15 protein-coding genes are annotated in these 23926 nt (G+C 65.6%); 4 read left to right on the top strand and 11 right to left on the bottom strand.

The window, feature by feature from the left end; genetic code table 11:
* Window positions 1–161 precede the first annotated feature (161 nt).
* The 3 genes from pglW to ACFVDI_RS05755 form a co-directional block, all read right to left on the bottom strand.
* Entirely contained in the window at window positions 162–4277 is a 4116-nt protein-coding gene (gene pglW / locus ACFVDI_RS05765) for a BREX system serine/threonine kinase PglW (protein WP_378901671.1), read from the bottom strand.
* A gap of 104 nt (window positions 4278–4381) precedes the next feature.
* The gene (locus ACFVDI_RS05760) at window positions 4382–5614 is read right to left on the bottom strand and encodes a UvrD-helicase domain-containing protein (protein ID WP_378901517.1); all 1233 of its coding nucleotides are present in this window, start codon (window positions 5612–5614) and stop codon (window positions 4382–4384) included.
* Complete coding sequence (locus tag ACFVDI_RS05755; protein WP_378901514.1) at window positions 5611–7938, bottom strand: Hsp70 family protein; 2328 nt, start codon at window positions 7936–7938, stop codon at window positions 5611–5613. The genes ACFVDI_RS05760 and ACFVDI_RS05755 overlap by 4 nt, the downstream gene beginning before the upstream one ends.
* 397 nt (window positions 7939–8335) lie before the next feature.
* Between ACFVDI_RS05755 and ACFVDI_RS05750 the strand changes: the two genes are divergently transcribed.
* Complete coding sequence (locus tag ACFVDI_RS05750; RefSeq protein ID WP_378901511.1) at window positions 8336–10558, top strand: DEAD/DEAH box helicase family protein; 2223 nt, start codon at window positions 8336–8338, stop codon at window positions 10556–10558.
* Window positions 10559–10589: 31 nt separating this feature from the next.
* Here ACFVDI_RS05750 and ACFVDI_RS05745 read toward each other — a convergent pair whose 3' ends face one another.
* On the bottom strand, window positions 10590–10910 hold the full coding sequence (locus ACFVDI_RS05745) for a hypothetical protein (RefSeq protein ID WP_378901508.1): 321 nt from the start codon (window positions 10908–10910) through the stop codon (window positions 10590–10592).
* A 54-nt stretch (window positions 10911–10964) separates the two neighbouring features.
* Window positions 10965–14468 carry a MobF family relaxase gene (gene mobF / locus ACFVDI_RS05740; protein ID WP_378901668.1) on the bottom strand — a complete coding sequence of 1168 codons (3504 nt, stop codon included), beginning with the start codon at window positions 14466–14468 and terminating at the stop codon, window positions 10965–10967.
* A 658-nt stretch (window positions 14469–15126) separates the two neighbouring features.
* On the opposite strand from mobF, the gene ACFVDI_RS05735 reads away from it, so the two are divergent.
* Window positions 15127–15522: a hypothetical protein gene (locus ACFVDI_RS05735; RefSeq protein WP_378901506.1), complete on the top strand. Its 396-nt coding sequence runs from the start codon at window positions 15127–15129 to the stop codon at window positions 15520–15522.
* A 729-nt stretch (window positions 15523–16251) separates the two neighbouring features.
* Here the strand turns inward: ACFVDI_RS05735 and ACFVDI_RS05730 are convergent.
* Genes ACFVDI_RS05730 through ACFVDI_RS05705 form a run of 6 tightly spaced genes read right to left on the bottom strand, consistent with a single transcriptional unit; the run spans window position 16252 to window position 22006 of the window.
* On the bottom strand, window positions 16252–16992 hold the full coding sequence (locus ACFVDI_RS05730) for an HAD family hydrolase (protein WP_378901503.1): 741 nt from the start codon (window positions 16990–16992) through the stop codon (window positions 16252–16254).
* A 17-nt stretch (window positions 16993–17009) separates the two neighbouring features.
* Window positions 17010–18026, bottom strand: a complete 1017-nt coding sequence (locus tag ACFVDI_RS05725; RefSeq protein ID WP_378901500.1) for a tryptophan--tRNA ligase — start codon at window positions 18024–18026, stop codon at window positions 17010–17012.
* A gap of 38 nt (window positions 18027–18064) precedes the next feature.
* Window positions 18065–19135: a hypothetical protein gene (locus ACFVDI_RS05720; RefSeq protein WP_378901497.1), complete on the bottom strand. Its 1071-nt coding sequence runs from the start codon at window positions 19133–19135 to the stop codon at window positions 18065–18067.
* On the bottom strand, window positions 19132–19959 hold the full coding sequence (locus ACFVDI_RS05715; RefSeq protein WP_378901494.1) for a phosphotransferase: 828 nt from the start codon (window positions 19957–19959) through the stop codon (window positions 19132–19134). Before ACFVDI_RS05715 ends, ACFVDI_RS05720 begins: the two co-directional genes overlap by 4 nt.
* Complete coding sequence (locus ACFVDI_RS05710) at window positions 19956–20960, bottom strand: hypothetical protein (protein ID WP_378901491.1); 1005 nt, start codon at window positions 20958–20960, stop codon at window positions 19956–19958. The genes ACFVDI_RS05715 and ACFVDI_RS05710 overlap by 4 nt, the downstream gene beginning before the upstream one ends.
* Window positions 20960–22006, bottom strand: coding sequence for a hypothetical protein (locus ACFVDI_RS05705; RefSeq protein ID WP_378901488.1), 1047 nt, complete (start codon window positions 22004–22006; stop codon window positions 20960–20962). The genes ACFVDI_RS05710 and ACFVDI_RS05705 overlap by 1 nt, the downstream gene beginning before the upstream one ends.
* A gap of 443 nt (window positions 22007–22449) precedes the next feature.
* Between ACFVDI_RS05705 and ACFVDI_RS05700 the strand changes: the two genes are divergently transcribed.
* Complete coding sequence (locus tag ACFVDI_RS05700) at window positions 22450–23238, top strand: multiprotein-bridging factor 1 family protein (protein ID WP_378901485.1); 789 nt, start codon at window positions 22450–22452, stop codon at window positions 23236–23238.
* Entirely contained in the window at window positions 23235–23906 is a 672-nt protein-coding gene (locus tag ACFVDI_RS05695; protein WP_378901482.1) for a RibD family protein, read from the top strand. Before ACFVDI_RS05700 ends, ACFVDI_RS05695 begins: the two co-directional genes overlap by 4 nt.
* Window positions 23907–23926 lie beyond the last annotated feature (20 nt).

Raw genomic sequence — 23926 nt, 5'->3', positions numbered from 1 at the left:
TCCTTCTACTTCTTGCACGACGCCGTCGGCGTCGAGATATGGCAGCAGCGGGGCGGGGTGCCTGCTCTGTGCGGCAGCTCCGGACAACGCTCGTCTGTCGGCCCCGGCGTGCGTAAAGCATCGTGTCACACGCTGTGGGTCTTGCGCGGCGGAACAGCTACTCATCCGGCGGCGCTCAGAGCCAGGGCCGACAGGTCGGAGGGAAGTGTGATCCAGCCGCTGGGTCCGAGCGGCACCGGTTGCCCCTCGAGCCTCGGCACGGCCTGGTGGGCCTGCATCGCGACCAGCAGCCAGCGGGCGGCTGGTCTGGGGTTCCCAACGTCGAGGAGGTGAGCCAGCAGGCTGCTCATGCCGTAGCGCACCAGCGGGCCCGGATTGATGATCAGCAACGGCGACTCGGTGGCGATGCGCTCGTGCCAGCGGGGCTCGACGGCCTCGCGTACGAGGCCGGTGAGGTTGGCCCAGTCGCTGCTGCTCTTCTCGCCCGCATCGACTCCGAGGACGAATGGCCACGCGATCTCGTAGGCGGCCGCAGCCTCCTTCGTTGCGTCGACGATCAGGTCCGCGACATCAAGAACCTCGACGTTGAAGAAGGTCGTGAGGTCCGTCGATGCCTTGAGGTAGCGCTTCGGGGTGGTGCACAAGGCGAGTGCACCGTGCCGACGCAGCGATTCCTGCAACCGGACAGCTGCCTCAGGGATCGCTGTGGGCGGCAGCATCGTCCCGGTCGTGCCGGTGATGGAGCTGTCGCGTGCTGTGGCTGGCTCGTAAACGTCACCGCGGCGCACCATGCCCGGCATCACCCTCGTGACCAGCTCGTCCAAAGCATGCGCCGCTGTCGGAAGCTCCACCATAGGGAAGCGAGTCTTTACGCTCTTGCGCACGGAGATCTCGCTGATCTGCCGACCGGGCTTCCCACTCAGCGCGAGCTCCAGCGCCGACTTGGCGTCCAGCTCGCGCGGGTAGAGCTCGTCGAATCCCGAGACGGCGGCGCTAGTGCTGGCCTCGGCCGCGAGCCTCAGGAGGCCCCGGTCATCAAGGCTCAGGACTTCGCCACCGATTTCGTCAGCGACCTCGCGCAGTCGTCGGCTCGCGACGGTGAGGGCGACAACGCCGTCGGCGACGAGGGCGTCAGCTTCACTACCCAGCTCGGCGGCAGTCTCGATGAGCACGTCCGCCGTCGGATACTCCCGGCCGGTTCCGTCGGGATCTGCGGTCTCATGAAGGGCGATGAGGGTCGCGCGCTTGCCGCTGCGTCGAAGCTCGAGCTTGGGCTCGTCGTCACGAATGTCGTGCTCGAAGGCTGCTCGCAGGAGCGCGGCCCCTTGGCGTGCCCGCTCTGGACCGTCGAGGAGTGATCCGCGTTCGGCAACCACTCCCATGGCGAGCGTCGCCATCGTAAGCACGCGGCCCTCGCGGGTCAGAATGCGGGTCGCGTCGTCCAGCACACCCTGCACTGGTGAAGTGCGGTCCTCGAGCCAGGCCACGACCGCCGCATCGACCTTGCGCGTGACCTGATCACGGGTGAGACCGAGGTGCTTGGCCACCTCGGCGATAGTCGGCCAAGTCGGTTGCGCCTCGGCCGTCTCCTCGGCCAGGCCCAGCACGGCCTTGAGCACGACCTGGTCTTCACTGTTGAGGCGGTCGAGGAGGGTCGCAACGAGGCGCTCGGTGCCGTATTGCCCCGAGGCTGGCGCATTGGCCTCTTCGGCGGCGCTCAGCCGCAGCCGCCACTCCTTGATCCGGCGCTGGATCTCCTTGCGGTAGGTCTCCCCCAGACCGCGGATGGTGTTGATGTTGATCGGATGCACACCGAGCAGGTCGCCGACCGTCGCGACATCGAGGCGTGCCAGTCCAGATCTTGCGCGCGCCGAGAGGCCAGAACGCTCCAACGGGGTCTCGACCGTGGCCTTCTTCGCGAGCTCGTCGTTGCTCGCAGCCGTCTCCTCGCTGGAGTCGAGAGCCGCGAAGACCTCGTGCCAAGCCAGAGCGAGCTCGTCGGCACTGCGGAACCTGCGCTCGACATCAGGATGGAGAGCCTTCTTGAAGAGCTGGGTGAGCTGGGTGGCGACCGAGTGCTCGAACGCAGCCCGTTCGATGACCGGCGCTGCCTTGCCGTCCAGCGGCTGGCTCGCGCCGTTGGACCACCACGGGAGGACACCGGTCGCCATCTCGAAGAGGGTGGCCGAGACGGCGTAGAGCTCGGCCGCACGGTCATAGCGCTGCCGCCGTCCGCGGCCGAGGTAGGGGTCGAGGTATCCGGTGGTGCCGGACTCGACGTTGTCGATGCTCTCGTTGGCGAGCGAGAGATCGAAGAGAACCAAGGTCGGCTTGCGCGAGCCGGGGTCGGGGATGATCCCGAGGTTCGCTGGCTTGATATCGCGGTGGAAGACGCCTTTGCCCTCCAGGTAGACCATCGCCTCCAACAGGTCGCTGCCGAACTGCTGGAGCTGGCCGATCGTCGAGCGGCCTTCCTTCGCGAGTCGCGTCGCAAGCGTCTCTTTGCCTGCGTCAGTCAGCAGGAGCGCCTGGCGCCCGTCGGCGTCGATGGGACCGTCGATCAGCTTGACGATCCTCTTGTGGTCGAGCGCCCGCAGGACGTCCGCTTCTGTGGCCAGGCGGCGGTCGGCGCCGGCACTGCGAGCGATCTTGAGGATGACCTCGCGCTCGTCGCTGGAGTCACAGTCGTTCACCGCCAGCGCGATGCCACTAGAGCCCTCCCCACGACGGGACACCACGATGAACCTGTCCGCCACGATGTCGCCCGCCTGCGCATCGAGAGGATCCTCCGCCTTCGTCGGCTCGGCCTCGTCGGGCTGGCGTACGTCCTTCCAGCCGATCCGGAAGAGGTCCAGCGCCTCAGTGATCGTCTCCGGCCGATCCGACTCCGAGACAGCCGTCGTCAGGGCGACGACGTCAGCGATCCCGTCGGGGATGCCCTGTGCGGAGGCACGTGGGTCGAGTGCCTTCGTCTCGACAAGCTTTCGCTCGAGCTCAGCGATGTTCTCGGCAGGCGGCCGGCCGGTCAGGACGAGGTAAGCAAGAGTGCCGAAACCGTAGACGTCAAGTGGAACGCCGGGCAGTCCCTCGGTCGACTGTCGTGCTTCAGGGGCGATGTAGAGCCAATCCTCCTGGTTGGCAACACCCAGGATGTCACTGACTCCTGCGCTGATCGAGGTCCAGCGCGTCGTTGCCTGGTTGCTGCGGTCTTTCTGGCCGAAGTACCAGTCCCGGATAGAGATGCTCGGCAGCCCGTCCTTGGACGGTCTTACCCATACCCGCTGCGGGCTCAATGCGCGGTGGATCAGGTGGCGCTGGTGCGCGAACCGCAGGATCTCACCGAGTCGGTCGACCAGAGCGAACCGCTGCTCGAAGCTGAGCTCGGCGCCTTGGGCCGCGAGGTAGGCGTCGAGCGGCAGTTCGGAGTCGTCGTACTCGAAGACGAGGGCGGGACCATCATCAGTCTTCTTGAACTCGCTCGGCACCGCGATGCCGTCGTGCTTGATGCCGTAGGTGAGCTGAAACTCCCGTTGAGCGAGCTGTTCCACTCGCTGGCGCTCACTCGCCGGCGCCTTCGGCTCGACGTCATAGAGCCGGACGCGGAGCTTCATCAGGTTCAGGTGGGGGTGTTCGACCAGCACGTCTTGCCAGTCCGGTCCCTCGGCGATCGGCGTCGAGTCCGACACCTTGTAGTCACCGACCATCCGCACCTTCGGAGCCGCCCGGAAATCGGCCTTAGCGCACAGAGCTCGGATCTGCTTGGCCCGGACGAGATCGATCCGGTGGTGCGAGCTCGGCTGCTCGGCAAGGAACGTGCTGAGCTTCGGCAGCGGCGGCTTCGCCTTGACGCCGTAGCCATCGAGCGCGAGCACGTTGCTACGCCCTCGCTCGTCGAGCTCGATGTTGCTGTTGCTGCCGTGGAGCACGACCTTCGCGTTCAGGAAGGGCACCGTGCTGCGGGCGGCGTTCGGCGCTGCATCCTTAAGGACCTCAGCGAGTCGTTTCGCCTTCCGGTCGGTCGCTAGCCATGGGTTCTCGACGTTGCGGGGGCCGTGATCCCAGCGCTGCGAGGTGCCGCGGATCGTGCCGTGCCACCCCTTCAGCTCGACAACATACAGCCCCGACTTGGTCAGCAGGAGGACGTCGATCTCTGCGGAGCGTCCGTTGTTGTCGATGAATGTCAGGTTCACCCACGCAGTGGTGATTCCATCCTCGGGAAGCAGCTCACGAAAGTCGTCGAGCGCCTTCTGTTCCGCAGGCGTCGCCGCGGGTCCCATGACAATCCAGTGGCCCGAGTCAGCCTTCATCGTCGGCCTGCATCCCCATCGTCATCGATCCGCTCATCCGTACGGTCACATCGTGCCACAGCCAGGACGCCGCCTCAGATGAAGTCGTCGAGCGATGGCGTGAATGCGGCAGGTGGTTCCGGAGGCCCCGCCAGCGCACCACTCGTCCCAGGATGGACCGTCTGAAGGTGGTCCGTATCGACACGGTCGAACTCGGCCCACTCCTTGGCCTGCTTGCCGATGACCGAACTGAGGAAGAGGTAGGTCGTCGCTCGGGTGAGCGCAACGAACAGCAGGCTGCCTCTTACGGTGTGGCGCGCCACTTCCCGAAGCTGTGATTCGTAGAGGCGTGGCAGGAAGACCGAATCGAAGGAGAGACCCTTCGCGCTGTGATATGTCATCACCTTGATCGCTGACACGCTCGCCTCGCCCTTCACGTTCGGCCCCTCTACGTCGAAACCAGCCTCGTTCAATGCCTTCGCCAGACCGTAGGCGTACTTTCTCGTTGGCAGGAGCACCACGCAGGAATGGCCTGCGGAGGTACGTGCCTTGAGCGCCTGGTGCAGGTATACGTCCTCTGCATCACGGTCGGTGGCGAGCACCCTCAGACTCGGAATCTCCTCGACGACCCGACCGACTGTTCGCGGAAGGCTGACACGGTCTTCGGCCGACAGAGCAACTGCCGAGGCAACCTCGAGAACACTCCGTGAGCAGCGGAAGGTCGACAAGAACGTCGCCGACTCCCATCGGAGCCCGAGAGCGGCCAACAGTTCTGCGGCGCCACAGCCCCGACGGTAGAGCTGCTGCCGTCCGTCCATCACAACCGTCACATGGCGGCCGATCATCGCTAGAGTCTCAATGTCCTGGGCGCCCAGATCCTGTGCCTCATCGGCTAGCACGGCATCCCACCGCGGCCCGGCCGGCAGGAGGCTGATCTCTGGCTCAACCTTCAGCAACCGATTGACGGCATCGCGTTGGCCGTTGAAGTGTTCGTCATCGTTGCCGTTGTCCTTGCGCGGATAGGAGCGGCCCTCCAACTCCTGATGGAGGCGACGCATGAGCGCGTCGTACGAGATGACCATCGACTCTGGAAGGCCCCACTCCACCAGCCCCGCGCGGATATATGCCTCGAGCGCGTTCGTGTAGGTCACGATCAGGATCCTTGACGGGTCGGCACCGTGGAACTCGATCAGCCGCATCGCGCGATGGACCAAGACGAGCGTCTTGCCCGATCCAGGCGCACCCACCGCCGCCGCGTGGCGGCTCGTCGGAAGGGCCACGAACGCTTGCTGCTCCGGGGTCAGATCGGAGAACGGGACTGGCCTCATGCTTCAGACTCGGCCCGCATCGGCAGCGCACCTGGGGTTGGGCTTTCCTGATCACTAAGATCGGCTTCTCGTACGGCATCAAGCCAAGTTCTGTCACCCAGTTGGTCGGCTACATACCGCATCCATGTTCGGTCGGATCGAGTCGCGGTGACGGGGCTTCCGAACTCCACCCTGGCTCGATCAAAGTCAGCCTTGGCCTCCTCGGGTCGGCCGAGCGCCTTCAGCAATCGTCCTCTCAACGCGAAATTCGCGCTGACCGTCGACTCTGTCATCCACTTCTCCAGGACCTCAAGGGCCTCGAGGTTTCGTCCCAGCTGGTTAAGCTTGTTGGCGAGGTTGAACTGAAGATAGCGAGCGCCGCCGTCGATTGCACTCCGATACGCGTTGACTCCGCCTTCTACATCACCACGCGCCATTCGCGCCGAGCTCACCCAGGTCGTGGCGGTCTCACGCTGGGCCGCAGTTGTCGACCTACTCAGAATCCATTCGGCGTGCGCCAGCGCCAGGTCGAGGTGACCAATCCTTTGATACAGGCCAACCAGCTCACGACGTAAGCCCCAGACCTCCGTTTCGCTGAGGTCTGCTTGCGCCCGCCGCTCCTCGATCTCCAAGATCCGTTCACGGTCGACTCCCGGGTTCAAGATGAACGATCCAGGGCGCTCAATGGTGAACCCCACGCGGTCCCCAGTGCTGAAGCGGAGATGGAGGTGGAGGCTGCCGCTGCCATCGAGGCCGAACTCAAGGTCGAAGCAGTCACCGCTTTTTACGCCTGAGGGCACCGGCACCTCGGTTGTGGAAACACCGAGACCTGCACGCTGAAATTCGAATCGGATCGGTCGACGTGCGTCGGTGACTCGCAACAGCCGTCGCTCGGGTTCAACGTCGTGCCACGGAAGCTCGACATTCGCGGGAATCAGGTCGCCCCAGGCTTCACCACCGTCGCCGGTCAGGTTGATCTGCAACGCTTCGCCACCGTTCACACGAGCAAGCGAGCGTTCCGCAACGGCGAGACTGAACGCGTGCAAGGCAGCGCCCTGGCTGATCTCGGTCTGCCGCTCGGGATCGTCAGCAGCGACGACGTACGCCGCCTTCGTGTCGAAGAACTTCTCCAACGCCGCACGGATCGGCGGGAGGTACGAGCTCCCGCCGACGAGCAGCAGCCGATCGACATCCCCCGGCTCCCGCCGGGTGCGGTCGAGAATGTCCAGGATGGGGCCGAAGATCGACGCGGTCTCGTAGTACTCGCCAAAACAGTGCGTCAACAGGTCAGAATTGAGGAACGGGGCCAGCATCGCGCCGAACTCTTTCGCCGAAAGAGTCATCTGGGCTGCAGGCAACACCAGTTCTCGCCCGTCGAGGACCACGACCGCATCTCGCGACGAGCGAACCTCGACATCGTCGTACCCACGTCCGATCTGCTCTCGATCGGCCATCTTGCGGCTGAGTTTCAGCTTGAGTTCCTCAGCGGCCTCTGCCAGACGCGGGACGATCGCAAGTGCCTTCTGCCCGTACGTCCATGTCGTCGGGTCAATGCCGTTGTGGGCCGCGAGCTTGGGCATGAGGTGCTCCACAGCAATGGCCCGATCGATGTCAGATCCGCCGAGCCGTGTGTAGCGAGACGTGCCGACAACTTCGACATCCATGGAATCATCAGCGCGCCGGTGCGCGACCAAGGCGATGTCGCAGGTGCCGCCACCGAAGTCCACGACCAGGGTTTGCTCCCGCTTCGTGGATGCCGTTCCCGACCTGGCCAACCAGGACAGTAGGGCCGCGACGGGCTCATCCAAAAGGTTCTGATCGGTTGTGTCGAGCCCCGCACGCGCTGCGGCCGCGATCGTCTCAGTCCTCTGGGTCAACTGGAACGAAGCAGGCACGGTGACGACAACCTGGTCGTACCTGTCGTCCTGAAACTCGTCCTGCACGCGTTCGACGATGAACCTGAGAATCTTCGCCGCGACATCCACTGGGCCACCGATGCCCGCACTCTCTCCTGCATAGCGTTTCGACGTACCGATGTCGTTCTTCGAATTCTCGAAGTAGCTCCAGCCAGGGACCATGCGCTCCGGAGCGTCACGTCGAGCGGCGCGCGCCTCCTCGCCGATCCGTACTTCGCTGCTGCCGACCACCGCAACCGCGGACGGCACGGTCAATCGGCCCGCTGTCGACGCTCCGTCGAACTGTTTGATCGGCACCACGTCAAGCTCCGGAAGGTCACTCGACAACCCACTCCACGCGATGCGCGTCACCGTCGAGTACGTCGTCCCAAGATCGATCCCGAGCACCGCAACCGGTGCATGCTCGTCGTCCAGCATCTGGCCGAACAAGCCACGCCACTCCACCAACGGGTCCCTGCTTCTATCGAGAACGTACAGCCCAAGGTGATCGGGCTCTGGCCCGAGAGGCCAGGAATTTAACTTTCGGGGAGCGCACGCCCCGACCAGGCAAGAACATGAGGGCCATCCTCACAATTGGGTATCGCTCAGCCGTCCCATGCACGTGCGTCGCGCCGGGCACCGAGAGTAAAGACCCAGTCGCGGCGCCGCTGCGATCTGCACATCGGTCGAATCCGGCGCGTCCGCGACCGGCGAACTGTCGGCAACGATTTTGATAGGAACCACGGCTGTGCGCGGCCCGGGCGCTTCACGTAACGAACTGACCATCACCCCCACGTCTTCTCTCTCCGGAACATGTCGAAGCCGACTACGTCAGTTACTGACTCGGGTGGAGTCGGACCCTTCCCTCCTCTGGACGCAGGTTGAGCAGGAGATCGATCAAACGACCTGTGCAATTGGACACGGATTCCAGGCGAGCGAGGTTCGAGGAGATTTCCTCGACGTCGACAGTCACGGCCTCGTTCGTCTGACCGCTGAGGGCTCAGACTGGCTCGTTGAAGCCCTGCGACCCTCTCCTGACTGGCAAGCATGCGCGCCTGAGGCGAGCTCACTGCTGCGGAAGTGGCAGAGCGAGGCGCTCAATGCCTGGAGCGATCACGGGCGTCATGGTGTCGTCGAGGCGGTCACAGGCACAGGCAAGTCACGAGTGGGGGTCGAAGCGGCGCGGGAGGCGATCGGCGACGACTACAGCGTCGTCGTGGTGGTGCCGACCATCGACCTGGTCGACCAGTGGGTCAAGACGATGCGTGAGCATGGCATCCGCGATGTCGGCGCGATCGGAGACGGCCGAACCGCGACGCTGAGCACCAACCAGGTGATCGTCGGCACGGTTCAGTCGCTCTACCTGGCGCCACCGACCCGCCCGGACGGCAAGGTGCTACTCATTGCCGACGAGTGTCACCGCTACGGCGCTGGCCAGTGGGGTAAGGCGTTGCACCCGTCGTACCGCCGCCGGCTCGGGCTGACCGCGACCTTTGAACGTAACGATGACGGACTCGACTCCTTGCTGACGTACTTCGGCGGACAACCGATCTTCAAGATCGGCTTCGGCCGCGCGATCGATGACGGCATCGTCGCGCGCTACGACGTCAAGCTCCTTGGCGTGGAACTGACCCCGGCCGAACGCCACCAGTACGACGAGGCCGACGATGCCTTGAAAGAAGCCCGTCTCAAGCTACTGTCCGCGGGGCTGCCCTCCGAGCCGTTCGGCGTGTTCCTGCACGCGGTTCAGCAGGCTGCCAACGACGACGATGAACCGACCGTCTGTGAGGCGGCACGCCGCTATCTGAAGGCGTTCTCAGAACGGATCGACGTGATGACCGGCGCGTGGAACAAGCTCAATGCGATGGAGGTGCTTACGCCGACGGTCCGCGACTCGAAGGGCGCGATTGTCTTTACCCGTCGCGTCGACATGGCCGAAGACCTCGCGTCGGTTCTGGCAGAGCAAGACGTAAGGGCTACGGCGGTTCACAGCAACCTCACGCGTACCGAACGCAAGGAGCGACTCCTCCGTCTTAAGGCCGGCGGGCTAAAGGCCCTGGTCGCTCCTACCGTGCTCGATGAGGGCATCGACGTCCCGGACATCGATCTCGCCATCGTCATGGGCGGGTCCAAGTCTCGGCGCCAGATGATCCAGCGCATGGGCAGGGTGCTCCGTCTCAAGCGCGACGGACGCAAAGCGACGTTCATCGTCGTCTATGCCATGAACACTGCGGAGGACCTCACCGAGACCGACGGCACCGAGGGCTGCCTCGACCTGATCGTCGAAAATGCCGACCAGGTCCAGGCCCTCACCGTCCGTGACGGCGCCCTCGCCCCGTCGAAGATCGTCTACCGTCGCAAGACCATGGAGCAAGCCCCCATGCCTCCAGTGCCTGGGCAGCCCGACCTCGACCGCCTCCACCTCGACGTCGACCCCGACAAGGTGTCGGTGACGCAGCACGTCATCGACCAGTACAAACGGATCCACCCCATCGTCAATGACGAGACCGCGAAGCTCGATCTAGAGGTTCTCCTACGGGCGCTTTTGGAAGGCGGCACGTACGCGACGAGCAGGAAGACTCCTGGAGCGTTCGTCCTGCGCGCCCGCGGGTACGTGCTCGTGATCAAACGGGACCGCTTCGTCCAGTACGACTGCAGCCGTGGCGACCGGGCGCGTTGGACCGATCTTCACCCCGCGCAGCTGGACAGGAGCGGGCCAGCTACTGTCGGCGAGGCAACGACAACAGCAGCGACGGGGACGCGACCGGCGGTGCCAGCCGCATCCCCGTTCTCGGCCAAGGCGACCAAGAGCCGCGGCACCGTCGTGCGCAGGCCATCCGAGCCTGTCGACATTCCCTTCCGAAAGCACACGCCCATCCCAGCCGACGAGGTCGAAACCCCGACTCCCGAACCAGTCCCTGAGCCGCCTTCACCGGCACAGCCTGCGGCTGAGGACGCCAATGCTGGAGACCGGCTCGTCGATCAACTCGAACGGCTCGCGGCACTCAAGAAACAAGGCCTGCTGACCGACGACGAGTTTCACCAGGCCAAGAAGCGCCTGCTCGGCTGATCAACTCCTGCACTCATAGAGTTTGGCCTCATCAGATCCGATCAATCCACGTGTCTTCGTCGCGCTGATCCCAGACAGAGCCCGTTTCGGTCTCGTCGGTCACCCTCCGGGCGTGAAGCGCTTCGAGGAGAGCGCGAACGTCAGCGAAGTGGAGTTCGCGCAGGGCTGCGACCGGTCTCCCGACGAGGTTCTCGATAAGCGCCTGACGCTCGTCCATTCCAGAGGTGCCACTGGCGTCGAGAGCGGTGCGAAGCTGGTCAATCTGCCACGCCTGGACGGGCGCCGGCGCGGCCGCCGCCGGAGCTTCCGGCTCTTCTTCGTCGAACCCGAACAACGCATCATCGTGAGTCACCCCGAGATCGTAACCACCGTGCCGACAGCGATTCACACGGCGCCGCAGACCTCGCTACGGTCCGGAGATCGAAGGGGCTCCGCGTGCGCTCGCCGAGAATGCGTGAGCGGCCGCCACGTCCCTTGCGTCGCGCAGAGCCAGGGTTGCGCGGTCGGCGTCGTCGCGTTGGGCGACCGAACCGACTCCGGCGCCGAGCGGGCGGTCACTCTCGATCTGGTAGCGGTCGCGGTAGGCGGCGATGGTGGTCACCGGGTCCAGCCATCGAACTCGGGCTGCCGGGTCGATCGGCATGGGCCCGAGGTCGCGCAGCCACGGAGCGTTGGTTCGCGCCGCGTCGGTTGCGAGAGACCGTGCCCTCGATTCGATGAGGGCCGCTCGCTCCCCCAGGGCGGTGTCGAGGCTGTCAGCCAGCGGACCCGTTGCTGCTGGGATCAGGCCAGCGACGTACCGGCCGACCACGTTTCCGCGCTTGGTCGCCATGCGGATGCGGTGGTGGAGCACGGCAGCGATGTCTTCAGCATCGACGAGACCTCGCCGTCCGACGGCGGCCCTCAGCACGCTGCCGGGGTCTCGGCCGTCGGCTTCGATCCGACGGAAGGCGGCAGCGAGAGGACCGAACGCGTCGGAGTCGATAACTTTGTCTGCTTGATCTGGGATGAGGCCTGAGGAGCGGATCAGCGCCACCCAGCGGTCGCGCTGGGCCGCAGCGGCGAGGGTCTCGTACTCGGCGGCGAGATGGGCGATGGAGCCGACGGCGGTCTGCTCAGCAGCGATCGTCTCGTGGGCGGAGAGCTCGGCACTGGAGTGCTGGAGTACGCCGTGCAGGACGGTTCGGGCGTTGAGTTCGTCGTTCGGCGGGGCGGCGTGGGACTCGTCGGGCTGGTCGAGGGCGACGTAGGCGGTGTTGGTGTCGCGGCCGCGGGTCAGGGCGACGTACAGGTTCTCCCTGGTCGTGCGGGAGGAAGCCAGGACGTGGGCGGTGTCCACGGTTAGGCCTTGGGCGCGGTGGGCGGTGATGGCGTAGCCGAGTTCGACGTGCTCGGCTACATATTCGCGCGGCAGCACGACCGTTGCGCGACGGTGGCCGGCGGCGTGTACGGCGAGGCTGCCGTTGCGGCGTACTGCCTTGACCTGCCAGAGATCTCCGTTGCGGACCCATAGGCCGCTCGACGTGCGATTACGGCGGTCGTTGCGGCGGGTGATGATCACGTCGCCTGGTGAGGCGTACGTGCCATCGCACAGGGAGGTCTCGCGGGTGCTGTCGGTAGCGTCGCTCAGGATGCGGTCGGCGCGGGCGCGGGTGTTGAGCGAGCGGACGAGGTCGGTGGATTCGGCCACAAGGATGCTCGTGCGGCCCTTCTCGGTGTCATGTTTCCAGGCCGCGTACCCGGCCTCGAGCATCTCCTCGGCGGTGCCGTCTCGGAGGCGGTCGTGTCGGGCGTACACGGCGACGGCGTCGGGGCGGCCGGCGCGGAGGTCGAGAGAGGCGGTCTTCTCCCAGTCGTGGGCGAAGCGGTGGATCTCGGTGAGCTCGGGTACGTCGGGACGGGCATGGGCGAGCATGCCGAAGGCGCCGCCCGCGTCGACCGATTGGAGCTGTGCCCAGTCGCCGACTAGGACGACCTTCGCGCCGGCGTCGCTGGCGATAGCGGTGATCTCGTCGAGGCTTGCCGTGTCGGCGAGGGCGGCCTCGTCGATGATGACGAGCTGTCCACGGCGGAAGTCCGTCCGGCCGAGGGCGTGCTGAGTGAGCCACATCGCGGAGTTCTCGCACGGGGTGCCGAGGTCGGCGGCGAGTACGGCCGCGGCGGCTGCTGAGGGTGCGAGGCCGATCACGGTGCGGGGGCCGTGCTCGTCGCGCCAGGCCTTGCGCAGGGCATTCATCGCGGTGGTCTTGCCTGCGCCGGCGGGGCCGACGAGGACGTCGAGCTGGCGACCAGAGGTGGCGATCGTTTTCAGGGCCTCTGCTTGGGCTGCGCTGAGGCGGTGACCGTCGTGTGCGTGGCTGGCCACTCGTTCGACGATCTGGCTCCGTACGCGTGGGGCGGTCAGGTCGTCGGCGCGGGCGAGGAGGTGGTCCTCGGCGGCGAGGATCTCGGCTGAGGAGTAGACGGTGGCGTGGCGGGGGCGGAAGACGCTGGTGCCGTCCTCGCGTCTGAAATCGCCCGGGGTCAGTGCGAGTTCGGGTGGGGTGAGGGAGATCGAGCGGTCTTCGGCGGCTGCGACGACCTCGGCGACCACCTGCTCGCGGGACTCGGCGTCGGGGAAGCGCCACACCATGGTTTGACGGGATGCCTCGGCCCAGAGGTTCCAGTGGCGCCACGTTGACCGCCTCTTGCCGACCTCGACCACCACGGCGGCGGCGACTTCGGCGATGAGTTCGGACGAGATGTCCGTCGCCTCGATGTGGGCCGGAGTGCCACTGGCGGCGAGGTTCCCGGCCCAGGCCGCGGCGTCCGTGCTGAGGGTCCGGCTGGCGCGGGCGCGCCAACCGGTGGTCAGGTCGGCGAGGGAACGGATCTCCTTCTCAGGACGGGTCTCGATCGTGGCCCTCGCCCTCAGTCGGATCCTGACAGCGTTGCCCGGGCGGTGGCCGTGGGTGGCGACGTACTCGGTGATGAGCCGATCGGTGGCCTTGTCGATGTCACGGGTGCGGCCGGAGAACTCGTTGACCAGGTCATCGGGAACCCCAGCGATCTCGGCGTGCGCGTGCAAGTTCCTAGCGCGCACGACCTCCTCCCACTCGAAGCCAAACACACCGGTGAGGCGGTCGGCGAGCAGGGCGTCGTAGTACGGCGACAGCGCCGTGATCGCAGCATGGATCGGACGACCATCCAGGCTGCGCCAGCGTCCGTCGAGGACTGCCCGGGCCTTGTTCGAGATCACCACATGGGTGTGAAGCTGCGGGTCACCGGCTCGGGAGTCCCAGTGGTCGAAGGCCGCAGCGATGATCCCGCGTACGGGCACCTGGGCGACCGCACCGTCCCCAGCCGCCACGCCCGTGCGGGTCGCGGCGATCTCGCGCTCGAAGTAGTCGATCACATCCGCCACCGCCGCGTGGTGGGCCTCGACAATCATCTCCTGGAGATTCGCATCGGCCACACCCCACAGCGTTGAGACCGACTTCGGGACACTGAACGTCAGGTCATAGGCTGCGACTGGGCGCCGACGGGTCATGCTGGCTTCCTCAGCTTCGATCCTCGCTTCCGCTGCGGCCCGCTCCCCCTCGCTCAGGCCTGGGTCGAGATCCTTGGCCCTTGCGGCAATTCGATCCTCAGTCGCCGTGTAGACCGGGTACGCACGGCCGAGCTGCTTCCCTGTCACTGGGTCCCGCCCGACGCCGATCAGCAGCGCGAGCTGCGCCTCGGTCACCTGGTCTCCAATTGTCAACTCACCGTTGCCGAGCCCTGCGAGCCCGGAGCCAAGCCATCTCCCTGGCGGCGTACCGGCTTCGGCGTAGTAACGCGTGATCGGTGTGGTGAGCGACCTGTCCCCCTCGCCTGCGACGACGCTACGCAGCAAGTACTGATAGCCGGCGCCCGCCGACATGACCCGCATCGAGACGACCACGACCACACCTCCAACGAGGAGGTGCGCCACGAAGGTCACAGCGCCGCCAGACAACCTCGGGTTGACCGGCGGCTTTGGTGTCGGGCGACGACGCCCACCTCGATGAGCTTCGATACTGTCGCGGTGCCTACCTTCGCTCGGTGGCGTCCGAGAAGAACAACGAGCGGGCCAATTTTGCTGCGTCCGCGCGTGAACCCTCGCTAGATTTCTGGACTGTGCAAGACCAGCCATCTCGGGCGCTGACCGAGTCGAGACCGTTGGAGCCTGGATGAGCGGCGACGCGTGGAACATTGCACTGAACTTGATCGCGAGCGCCATTGCTGGAACTGCAGTCTGGCTGACAGGTAATCTGCTCGCTAAACGCAGACTCGCCCAAGCCCAACGGTTCTTCAGCTTAGACGAGCGGCGCAGGGGCCTGATGGTGGTTCCAAGACATGCATCCGGGCTTCCAACAAGCACCAACCGAGGCGACGTAGCTGCGTTACTCGAGTTGTCACCGATCGTCAGCTACTGCCGAGCCCAGGCGGATGTTGTGTTCCATGACCAAGTCGTCGCGAACCGTCCGACGACCGAGTTCTGCATGGGAGGACCGAGCGCAAACCGTCGAACCGCGGCCTACCTTCGTTCCGCTCTCCCAGGAATTCGGATGACCAGCGAGCCAGTCCAGCCCGCGAGTGACCAAGAGTACCGGTACCGCCTAACGCTCCACGCTGGCGAACAGTCATACGTCGCAGACGGAGGACGCCGACAGTACGCAGCGCTTGCCAAGATCGTTCGCAGCGACGGGGATACCGTCTTCCTGATCTGTGGCCAGGATGCCTCGACCAACCGTGCAGCCTGCCGGTACCTCGCGACAACCTACCGCGATCTCATTAAGACCTACGGTCTAAGGGGGCACTTCTGCCTTGTCTTGGAAGCCACAGAACCCGCCGCACTTGGCTTAGACCTGATCGCCGTCGTGGCTGACGTGACAGATACCGCATTCAAGACACCACACGAATCGAGTGAGCTCCCAGAATCAGACCGGCCAATCGGCGCTTGAAGCCAGTCGCCAGAACCCCACGATCTGCAAATGTGTGACGCAGACGAGAGGAGACCGAGCGACTAGGCCGGGAGAACGTCACCGTCATCGTGGCGTCAGGGGGCCTCATTCGCACGAAGCTCGCGCAGTCGCTCTAACCAAGAGCGGTAGTTGCTGTGCCTCGACAGGGAGGTGAATTCACTCGTCGGGTGATGGCTCACTGGGTGGGTACCGGGTCCATTGACATGGCGGCTTTGGTTGATGAATTCGCTCGACACTGGGGATCGCCATGCATCCGCGAGGAGAGGTCCATCGACTCTTGCTCGGAGTGCACAGAGCCCCGCGCCCACCGCAACCCATCGCTGACGTACGGCCCCAACTTTTCGTGGGAGCATGCGCCTGACCAGCAGGGATGCAGCTTGCTCCCCCATCATCCTCCTCGGGGCGCGGCTGCGAAGGTAAGCATCCGGGTAGCCACCGCGATCGATCATCGAACACATGAAAGTTCCAGCATCGGTTAACTGGGAGTTGGATGCGAACGCCGGCCTTCAGACCCCGCTTCGCCGAAACAAGGCTCGAGCGCTACCCCGGGCCCATCAGCCAGTTCGAGTGCCGCCCGCGGCGCCGTCGGCGCCGACCTGTCTTTGGCGGAGAGCACGGTTCCGGTGACTCACCGGAACCATCATCGGATCTAACAGTCTTGGCGTCACCGGTTCGACACCTACCGGAGCTGGATCCTCGATGGCCGACCTATCGAGAGCCGGGTGGGCCAGACCTAGACTCCACAGCAGCCAACGTGTGCCTACCCCGTCGGACAAGTCGTCCAGCACCGATCTCTTCGACCGACGAAAGGGTCAATCCGTCCCACGTTGGCCCGACGCCATATGCCAGGGCGCTGGCACCGCCCCGTCGAAGGACACGAACGGGAGTCATGCCCAGTTCCTGTGCTCCTCTGAGTTCGTCGCCACCGCCATCACCGACGTAGAGAGCCTCGTCCGGATGGGCGTCCAGACCCTCGAGAGCTTCTCGGTAGAGCACGGCGGAAGGCTTCACGGCACCCGAAGTGCAGGAGAAGACAGCATGGTCGACGTCCTGCGTGAGCCGACCGGATGGCCATGCCTCAGCGATCTCGGCGCTCGCGTCGCTGATGAGCCCAATGCGGATCCCATTCGCACGGAGATTGGCGAACAGAGCGACGACCGACCGGTCCGGCACGAGTCTGGAAGCAGCCAGGCTTCGCCACGTCGCGGCAACCTGGCTCGGCAATGCAGGCGAGCCGACGTGTTTCATCAGGTCGCCGACGAGCGAGTCGACATCTGGAAGCGACCCGTCGTGTCTGACCATCCACGACTCATCGAGATATTCATCGACAGCAGCGGTGCTGCTTTCCGCCGCCGCGCTGAGCACGCGCACGGCGGCGGTTCGCTCCGAGCGCGACGGTGCGGCTACCAGCGTCCCGAACAGATCGAAGATCACCGTGGTGGCTGACATCGACCGGTTCCGTTGCCTCAGATGCCGATGGCAGTGCGTACGCCGTCGAGGACGGGGCGGGCGCGCTTCCTGGCTTCCTCGGCACCGTTGTGCAGGATGCGGTCGAGGTCGCTGCCCGGCTCCATGAGAGTGTCGTAGCGCTCTCTCATCGGGCCGAGTTCGCGTTCGAGGATGTCGGCGAGGTCGTTCTTGAGCTGTCCCCACCCATATCCGCCGGCAGTCAATCGCTGTCGAGTCTCTTCGGTCTCTGCCGGGGTGGCGAACTGGGCGAGGATCTGGAAGACGTGGGAGGTCTCGGGGTCCTTGGGCTCCTCGACCGGCGTGCTGTCGGTGGGGATCTTGCGGACCATCTTCCGGAGCTTCGCCTCGGGCAGGAAGAGCGGGATGGTGTTGCCGTAGGACTTGCTCATCTTGCGGCCGTCGAGTCCGGGCAGCGTACGCCCGGAGTCCTCGGCAGGGACGGAGGCTTCCGGGATTTTGAGGGTGTAGGCCTTGCCGTATAGGTGGTTGAACGTGCCGGCGATGTCGGCTGCGTACTCGACGTGCTGCATCTGGTCCTTGCCGACCGGGACGATGTCGGAGCCCATGATGAGGATGTCGACGGCCATGAGGACCGGGTAGTTGTACAGGCCCATGTTGATGCCGGCGTCGAGCTCGTCGCGTCCGGCTGCGGCGTTCTGGTCGCGGGCGGCTTTGTAGGCGTGGGCGCGGTTCATCAGGCCCTTGGCGGTGATGCAGGACATCACCCAGTGCATCTCGAAGATCTCGGGCACGTCGGACTGGCGGTAGATGAGGGTCTCGGTCGGGTCGAGGCCGGCGGCGAGCCAGGTGGCGGCGACCGAGCGGGTGTAGTGGCGCAGGAGCTCGGGGTCCCTGATACTTGTCAGGGCGTGATAGTCGGCGATGAAGTAGATCGACTCGTGCTGCTTGGTCAGCTCGAGCGCAGGTCGGATCGCGCCGATGTAGTTCCCGAGGTGTGGCTCGCCTGTCGGCTTGATTCCGGTCAGGGAGACCTTGGCGTCTGTCTGCGACATGGGGTGGAGTCTAGGGGCGGTCAGGTTCGACTCTGTGGTCATACTCGCTCTCCGGTCTTGGTCAGGAGGTCCGCGTAGACGTCGGCGTGACGCTCGGTGATCTCGGTGCGCTCGGCCAGACGGACCGCCCTCACCTGGTTCTGGTCCTCCGTTGCGGTCGCGCTGCTGCGGTGGGCGGTGTCGAGGGTGAGTTCGCTGGCGTGGCGCAGGCATGTCGGGAAGTCGTCGATGGTGAGCGTGTCGGGTGCAAACCAGACCGCGGGCAGGTCCTTTCGTGGGCCTGTGGTGAGCTGGCCGTGGAGGCTCGCGATGTCGGGTGCGATGACGGGGAGGCCGATGTCTCGGGCGAGCTCGAGCTGCCCGGAGTGGGTGATGTGGGAGTAGGGCAGCACGAGTGCAGACGCGCCGGTGAGCCAGTCCACCAGGTCGTCGTCGCCGAGCATGGTGTTCGTGACAGTCAGGTGGAGTCGTGGATCAGTGCGCGCGGTCTCTTCGAGCAGGTCGAGCAGCGCGGCGTCTCGTTCTTGGTCGGCCCAGGTGACCGATCGAAGCAGCACTCGAAGTTTCGGGCGCTCCTCCCCCAAGCGCTGCCACGCCCGCACCAAGATCTCGAGCTCGCGGTAGGGGCGGAACGCACCAAACACGGCGAGCCCACCGTCGCCGCTGACGGGAACGGCCGGAATCGAATCGATCGCGATGGCGGCGCCATGGGGTACGGCTTCGGCGGGCCCGGCGCGAGGTGCCAGCGCTGCGATCTGGTCGGCCGCCTGTGGCGTGAGGGTGAACACGTGATCGGCCTCGGACGCGATGTAGGCGACCTTGATCAAAAAGTCACCGACGTTAGCCTCGATGTTGGGCACGAGGTCGTGGATCGTGGCCACGAGACGTACGCCTTCAGCGACCGTGCGCTGGCGCAGCCGGATCAGCTCATCGAGTGTCACCAGCTCCAGCGAGTGGAGGTGAACGATGTCGAAGTCCCACTGCGGTTGGGCGAGGAGGTCGGCGATCCGAAGAGTCGGGCTAGCCACCTCCGGGGCCGTGTGGGCGGGGCCGAGCGCCTTGGCGTAGGTCATGTGTGACGGGATCTGCAGCACGTTGGGCATCGTCATCGTCGGGCTCCCAGGTGTCGGGTGAGTTCGGAGAGCGTGGGGGCGTCGAGCCCGTCGGCCTCATCCTCGGCCAGGCGTACGGCAGCCACATGAAGCGCGGCAAGGCGCGCGTGCCCGGTCTCGCCGGGCGCCAATGCGTGATGCCTCTCGGCGCTATGGATGAACGTGACCACGGTGCTGGGATCGACCGGAGCGCGCAGGTCCGGGCGCCAACTGTGGGTCAGCGATGCTGCCGCATAGCCGACCGCCTCGGCGACGGGCACGGAGATGAGGACCTCCCAGTCCAGGACGGCTAGGACCGCGTTGTCGGCATAGAGGAGGTTGTCGGCTCGCCAGTCGCCATGGGTCGTGGTCCAGGGGTGGGAGGCTGCGAGCTCGCTGATCCGGTGCCACGACCCGACGATGGCGTCCCGCAGGGAGCTCGAACGAGCGGCGTGTGCCGCTTCTCGGCTCCGCGTCGGCAACCCGACCGGGCGACGAGGAACCCAGGGTGCGCTCGTACGACGTAGCACCTTGAGCTGCTTCGCGAAGACCTCGGCTGCGGCATCGATCATCTCCGGGGTGGGGTCGGTGCGGTGCTCGCCGTCGAGGTATTCGTGAACCGTCGTCGGCGGCTCTGCCGACCAGTCGAGCATCTCGGGCATCGGCACACCGGTAGAGCGGAGCCGATGCTCGATCTTGGACAGTGCTCGGACGTCCTCGCCGCACAGGTGCGTGTACTCCTTCAGCACGCTGGGTCTACCGGAATCGTCGCTGACGAGTCGGGTCCGGTTGCGTTGGCGTGGGTGCGCGAACGGGTCGCTCGTCATGGCTGCGGCGCTCATCGTGCGCAGCGCTTCCACTGGTCCGCGTACTCGACGAACGTGTCGAGGTAGTCGGACTTCACCTGTGCCCAGGTGATCGGATCGGCGTCACGAGCATCGTAGGAAGAGCGTGCTGCACGAATCTGCGCGTCGCCCCATCCGCTGGCCAGGTCGATTGCCGAGAACAGGGCCGGCTGGTCCGCCGGGGCATCGCTGAGGATCCTGGCTCTGAGGTCGTCTGCGTTCATACCGAGGTGGATGGCCGATGCGGGGATACTCTTGGACATCTTCGGGTAACCCCCGAGCCCTCCGATGACCCGGAAGTAGACCGCTCCGACCTCCGCCTCCCAGCCGAGACTGAGGTCCCCCGCGGTGCGCTGTCGCTCGAGGACGATGCGCGCGAGCTGGGTGAAGTAGGCCTCTTCCATGCCGGAGACCATCAAGATGTTGCGTGCACCGTTCTCGGCGGGTCCGAGGATGTCGGCGACGGTATAGAGCGAATCGACCGTCAGGCCGACCTCGCCGCCGAGCAACCCATGGGAGTCGTAGAGGTCGTTGAGGTCCTCGCAGTTCTCGGCCAGATCCGCGGGAGTCAGATAGCGGGCAATCCGACCGGCACGGGTGAGGTTGCCTTCGTGCAGATGCGTACGCAGCTCTCCGCGGTTGTCGTCGAACCCGATGGCCCGAAGGAAGCTGAGCATCTGGTCGCGCACTCGGAGCAGATCCTCCCAGGCGACGTTGCGGGAGTTCCAGGCACCGAGCTCGGAGACGATCACCGTCATCGGAACACCGAGTCGCTGCTGCAGCTCGATGATCCCGATCATGACCGACAACGTCCCGGCCGTCGGAGCGTTGGTCGGCCCGAACCCTGTGACGACCTCCAGATCACTGAGGTCTGCGGGAAGGACACCCACTGCGCCGTCCTCGTGAGAGAACCGGCGGGCGAGCGGTCCCAGACGATCATGCACCAGCCGTGAGATCGGCTGGACCGTCGAGTTGATAGGTGACGTGGCAGCGGTCATCACAGGCCCCTTTCCTGGAGCGAGATCAGCAGGCTGTGGGCGCGTCCGGAGATCCGTGCCTCGTGAACGTGGCGTTGCGCGTCGGTGAGGCTGCCGAGACGGCCGATGGACTCCCACCAGATGAGAGCGGCGTTCGTCTCGACGAGCTCGCAGCTCGGACCCGAGTTGCGAGGCGCGAGGGACGCGGCCAGCCGGGCGGCGTTGGCATCATGGTCGGTTCCGTGCGCTACGGCACGAGCCCAGTGTGGTGGCGCGTCCGGGTACGTCGTCTCCTGGATGCTCACCGATCCGCCGCCTGCAAGCGCGTGGCGCGCCCGGCCGTGCGGCACGCTCTCGTCGATGATCCCGCCCGGCCGGGGCTCGGCCATGACCACACTTCCGTGAGGCAGGTCGGGTCGGCACGCGCTGATGACATGCGCTGACAGGCCGACGCGACGATCTGCGATGCCGTAAACGAAGGACCCGACACGAACACCAAGCACGGCGATCGGCATCATGAAGCTGAACGGATTCACCTGGGTGAAGACGTCGTCGTACTCGGCGGCATACCGGGGACAGAACATTGCGTACGGCACGAACGCGATGCCCACCTCGTCGACGTCGCGCCTGAGCTCTCCGACGCTCTTCACCGGCTCGATCCCGAGGGTTCCGAGAACGTCAGCGGAGCCGCTGACGGCCGACACGGAGGCGGAGATCCCCTTCACGACGCGGGCACCGGCTGAGGCGGCCAGGACAGCGGCTGCTGTGGACACGTTGAAGGTCTTCAGGGTCTCTTTGCCGCTGCCGGCGACCAGGACGGTGGCCGAGCCAAGGTCGATCGGGTCGGCGAGATGTCCATGCAACACCGGATCGAAGTTGACGACCGTCTTCCACAGGTCGACGAGGTCAGCCGCTGTGGTTGTCGTAGCGCCGGTGAGTTGGTGAGCCCACATCCGCCAGCGGCGGTCCCGGTCCGGGCCACGCGAGCGAAGGAGGTCTTCGAGCTCCTCGGCGGCCCCGGGGCTGGGGACTGCGGTGGTCGGGGGTGGAAGAGTGTCGATGCTCATCGTGGTGCTCCTCGAGATCAGCGAGTGATGGGTGTGGCGGCATGACGGACCCGACGGCGCCGTCGACGTCGCGGGTGGATCTCCTTGGCTGGGGCTGGATCCAGCCGCGGACTGGTGGCGCTGTTAGTGGGTCAGCTTTCGAAGGCACCCGGCGCAGATGTCCTCGGCCGGGATCGCTGCGGCTGACTGCGCAGGTTCGATGTGCCAGCGGCCGAGACGCCGTCCGCATGCGGTGAGCACGTAGCTGCTCCTCCGCCGGCCAACAGCCTCGTAGTGCCAGAAACTCCCGTACACGGTCTTGTAGACCGCGGTCGTAGTCCGCGCCGAGGACGATGGGTTTGCGCTAGCGTTGTTCATGTCGACGCGCGCCTCCGGATTCTGGCTGGTGATCAGGGCAGTTCGATTACTGAGATCCAGTCAACGCGAGGCCGGGCGCTGTCGACATGGCACCGATGTCGCACTGTTGCCGCATCTGTGCAGCGATGCCGCACCGCACGTGCGTACAGAAGGTTCGATCCGGCTTGGGAGGGTGCATGGCACGGCGTAACGACCTCGTGCGTCAACGCAAACTCGCGGGCTTCTCCCAGGAGCGCCTGGCGTACGCGATGGAGGTCGACCGCTCCACGATCGCCCGATGGGAAGCCGGCGAGGCCACTCCCCTGGCCACCTTCCGGCCGCTCCTCGCCAAACTTCTGAACGTCACACCGGCCGAGCTCGAGGGGTTGCTCACCGAGGGTGCAGAGCCCGTCTCGGGCCCGCCTCGCGTGGTCATCAGCGGCAGCCGCGCGCCGGGGTGCGACGACCAGTTGCTGGATGCAACCGTGGCCGCGCTCGCCCGACTCGTCGCATTCTCAGGCATCGCGGTGAACCACGGTCCGGTCGGCATCGGGATCGAGGTGGTCACCTACGTCGCTGACCAGTTCCGCCCCGCAGGATTCGTGATGAGCAGCGCCCGTTTCGGCCGGGAGAACGTCGTTCATGGGGCTGACCTGATGATCGTCGTCGGCGGGGCGTCAGGCACCGCGGCTGAGGTCAGCATCGCCCAAGCACTCGGAATCCCAGTCCTGCCTTACGGTCCCACCGGCGGCACTGCTGCACATACGTTGGAAGCACTCCGCGCTGAAGACGGGACGAGCACTGGGCTCGTCGCCGATCTGGCGGAGTGCGCAACCCCTACCCAGTTCACCGCGATCATCGAGCGCGCGATGAACGAGATTGGAACCCTGCTGTGACTCGCCCCTACGTCCTGCTCTCCGTCGCTGCGTCCCTGGACGGCTACATCGACGACGCCACCTCGGAGCGGCTTCTGTTGTCCAACGACGAGGACTTCGATCGGGTCGATGAGGTCCGGGCCGGAGTCGACGCGATCCTCGTCGGGGCCAACACCATTCGGGCCGACAACCCGCGCCTGATGGTCCGTTCGGATGAACGACGCGAGAAGCGCGAGGCCGACGGCCGCGCAGCGACACCGATCAAGGTCACCATCACCACCTCCGGTGATCTCGACCCGAACGCGAAGTTCTTCGCCACCGGCGAGGTCGACAAGGTCGTTTACACGACCGACGCCGCAGCCCCCGAACTCACCGATCGCCTCGCTGATTCGGCCACCGTTGTTGCGCTCGGTGAAACCGTGACACCCGGTGCGGTCCTCGATGACCTCGCCGCCCGCGGCGTACAACGTCTGATGGTCGAAGGCGGCGGGACGATCCACACCATGTTCCTCACCGCCGGCCTCGCCGACGAGCTCCACCTGGTATTCGCACCGTTCTTCGTCGGCGATCCCGATGCGCCGCGGTTCGTAAACCCCGGCGACTTTCCGCAAGACCCGAGCCATCGCATGAAGCTCGCCGAGACCCGGCAGATCGGTGACTGCGTCCTGCTCCGCTACCTTCCGCGATGAACGATCGATCCGCCTCAGAC

This window comes from Nocardioides sp. NPDC057767 (assembly GCF_042798275.1).
Taxonomy (GTDB): domain Bacteria; phylum Actinomycetota; class Actinomycetes; order Propionibacteriales; family Nocardioidaceae; genus Nocardioides.
This window is presented reverse-complemented; position numbering and strand designations above follow the sequence as displayed.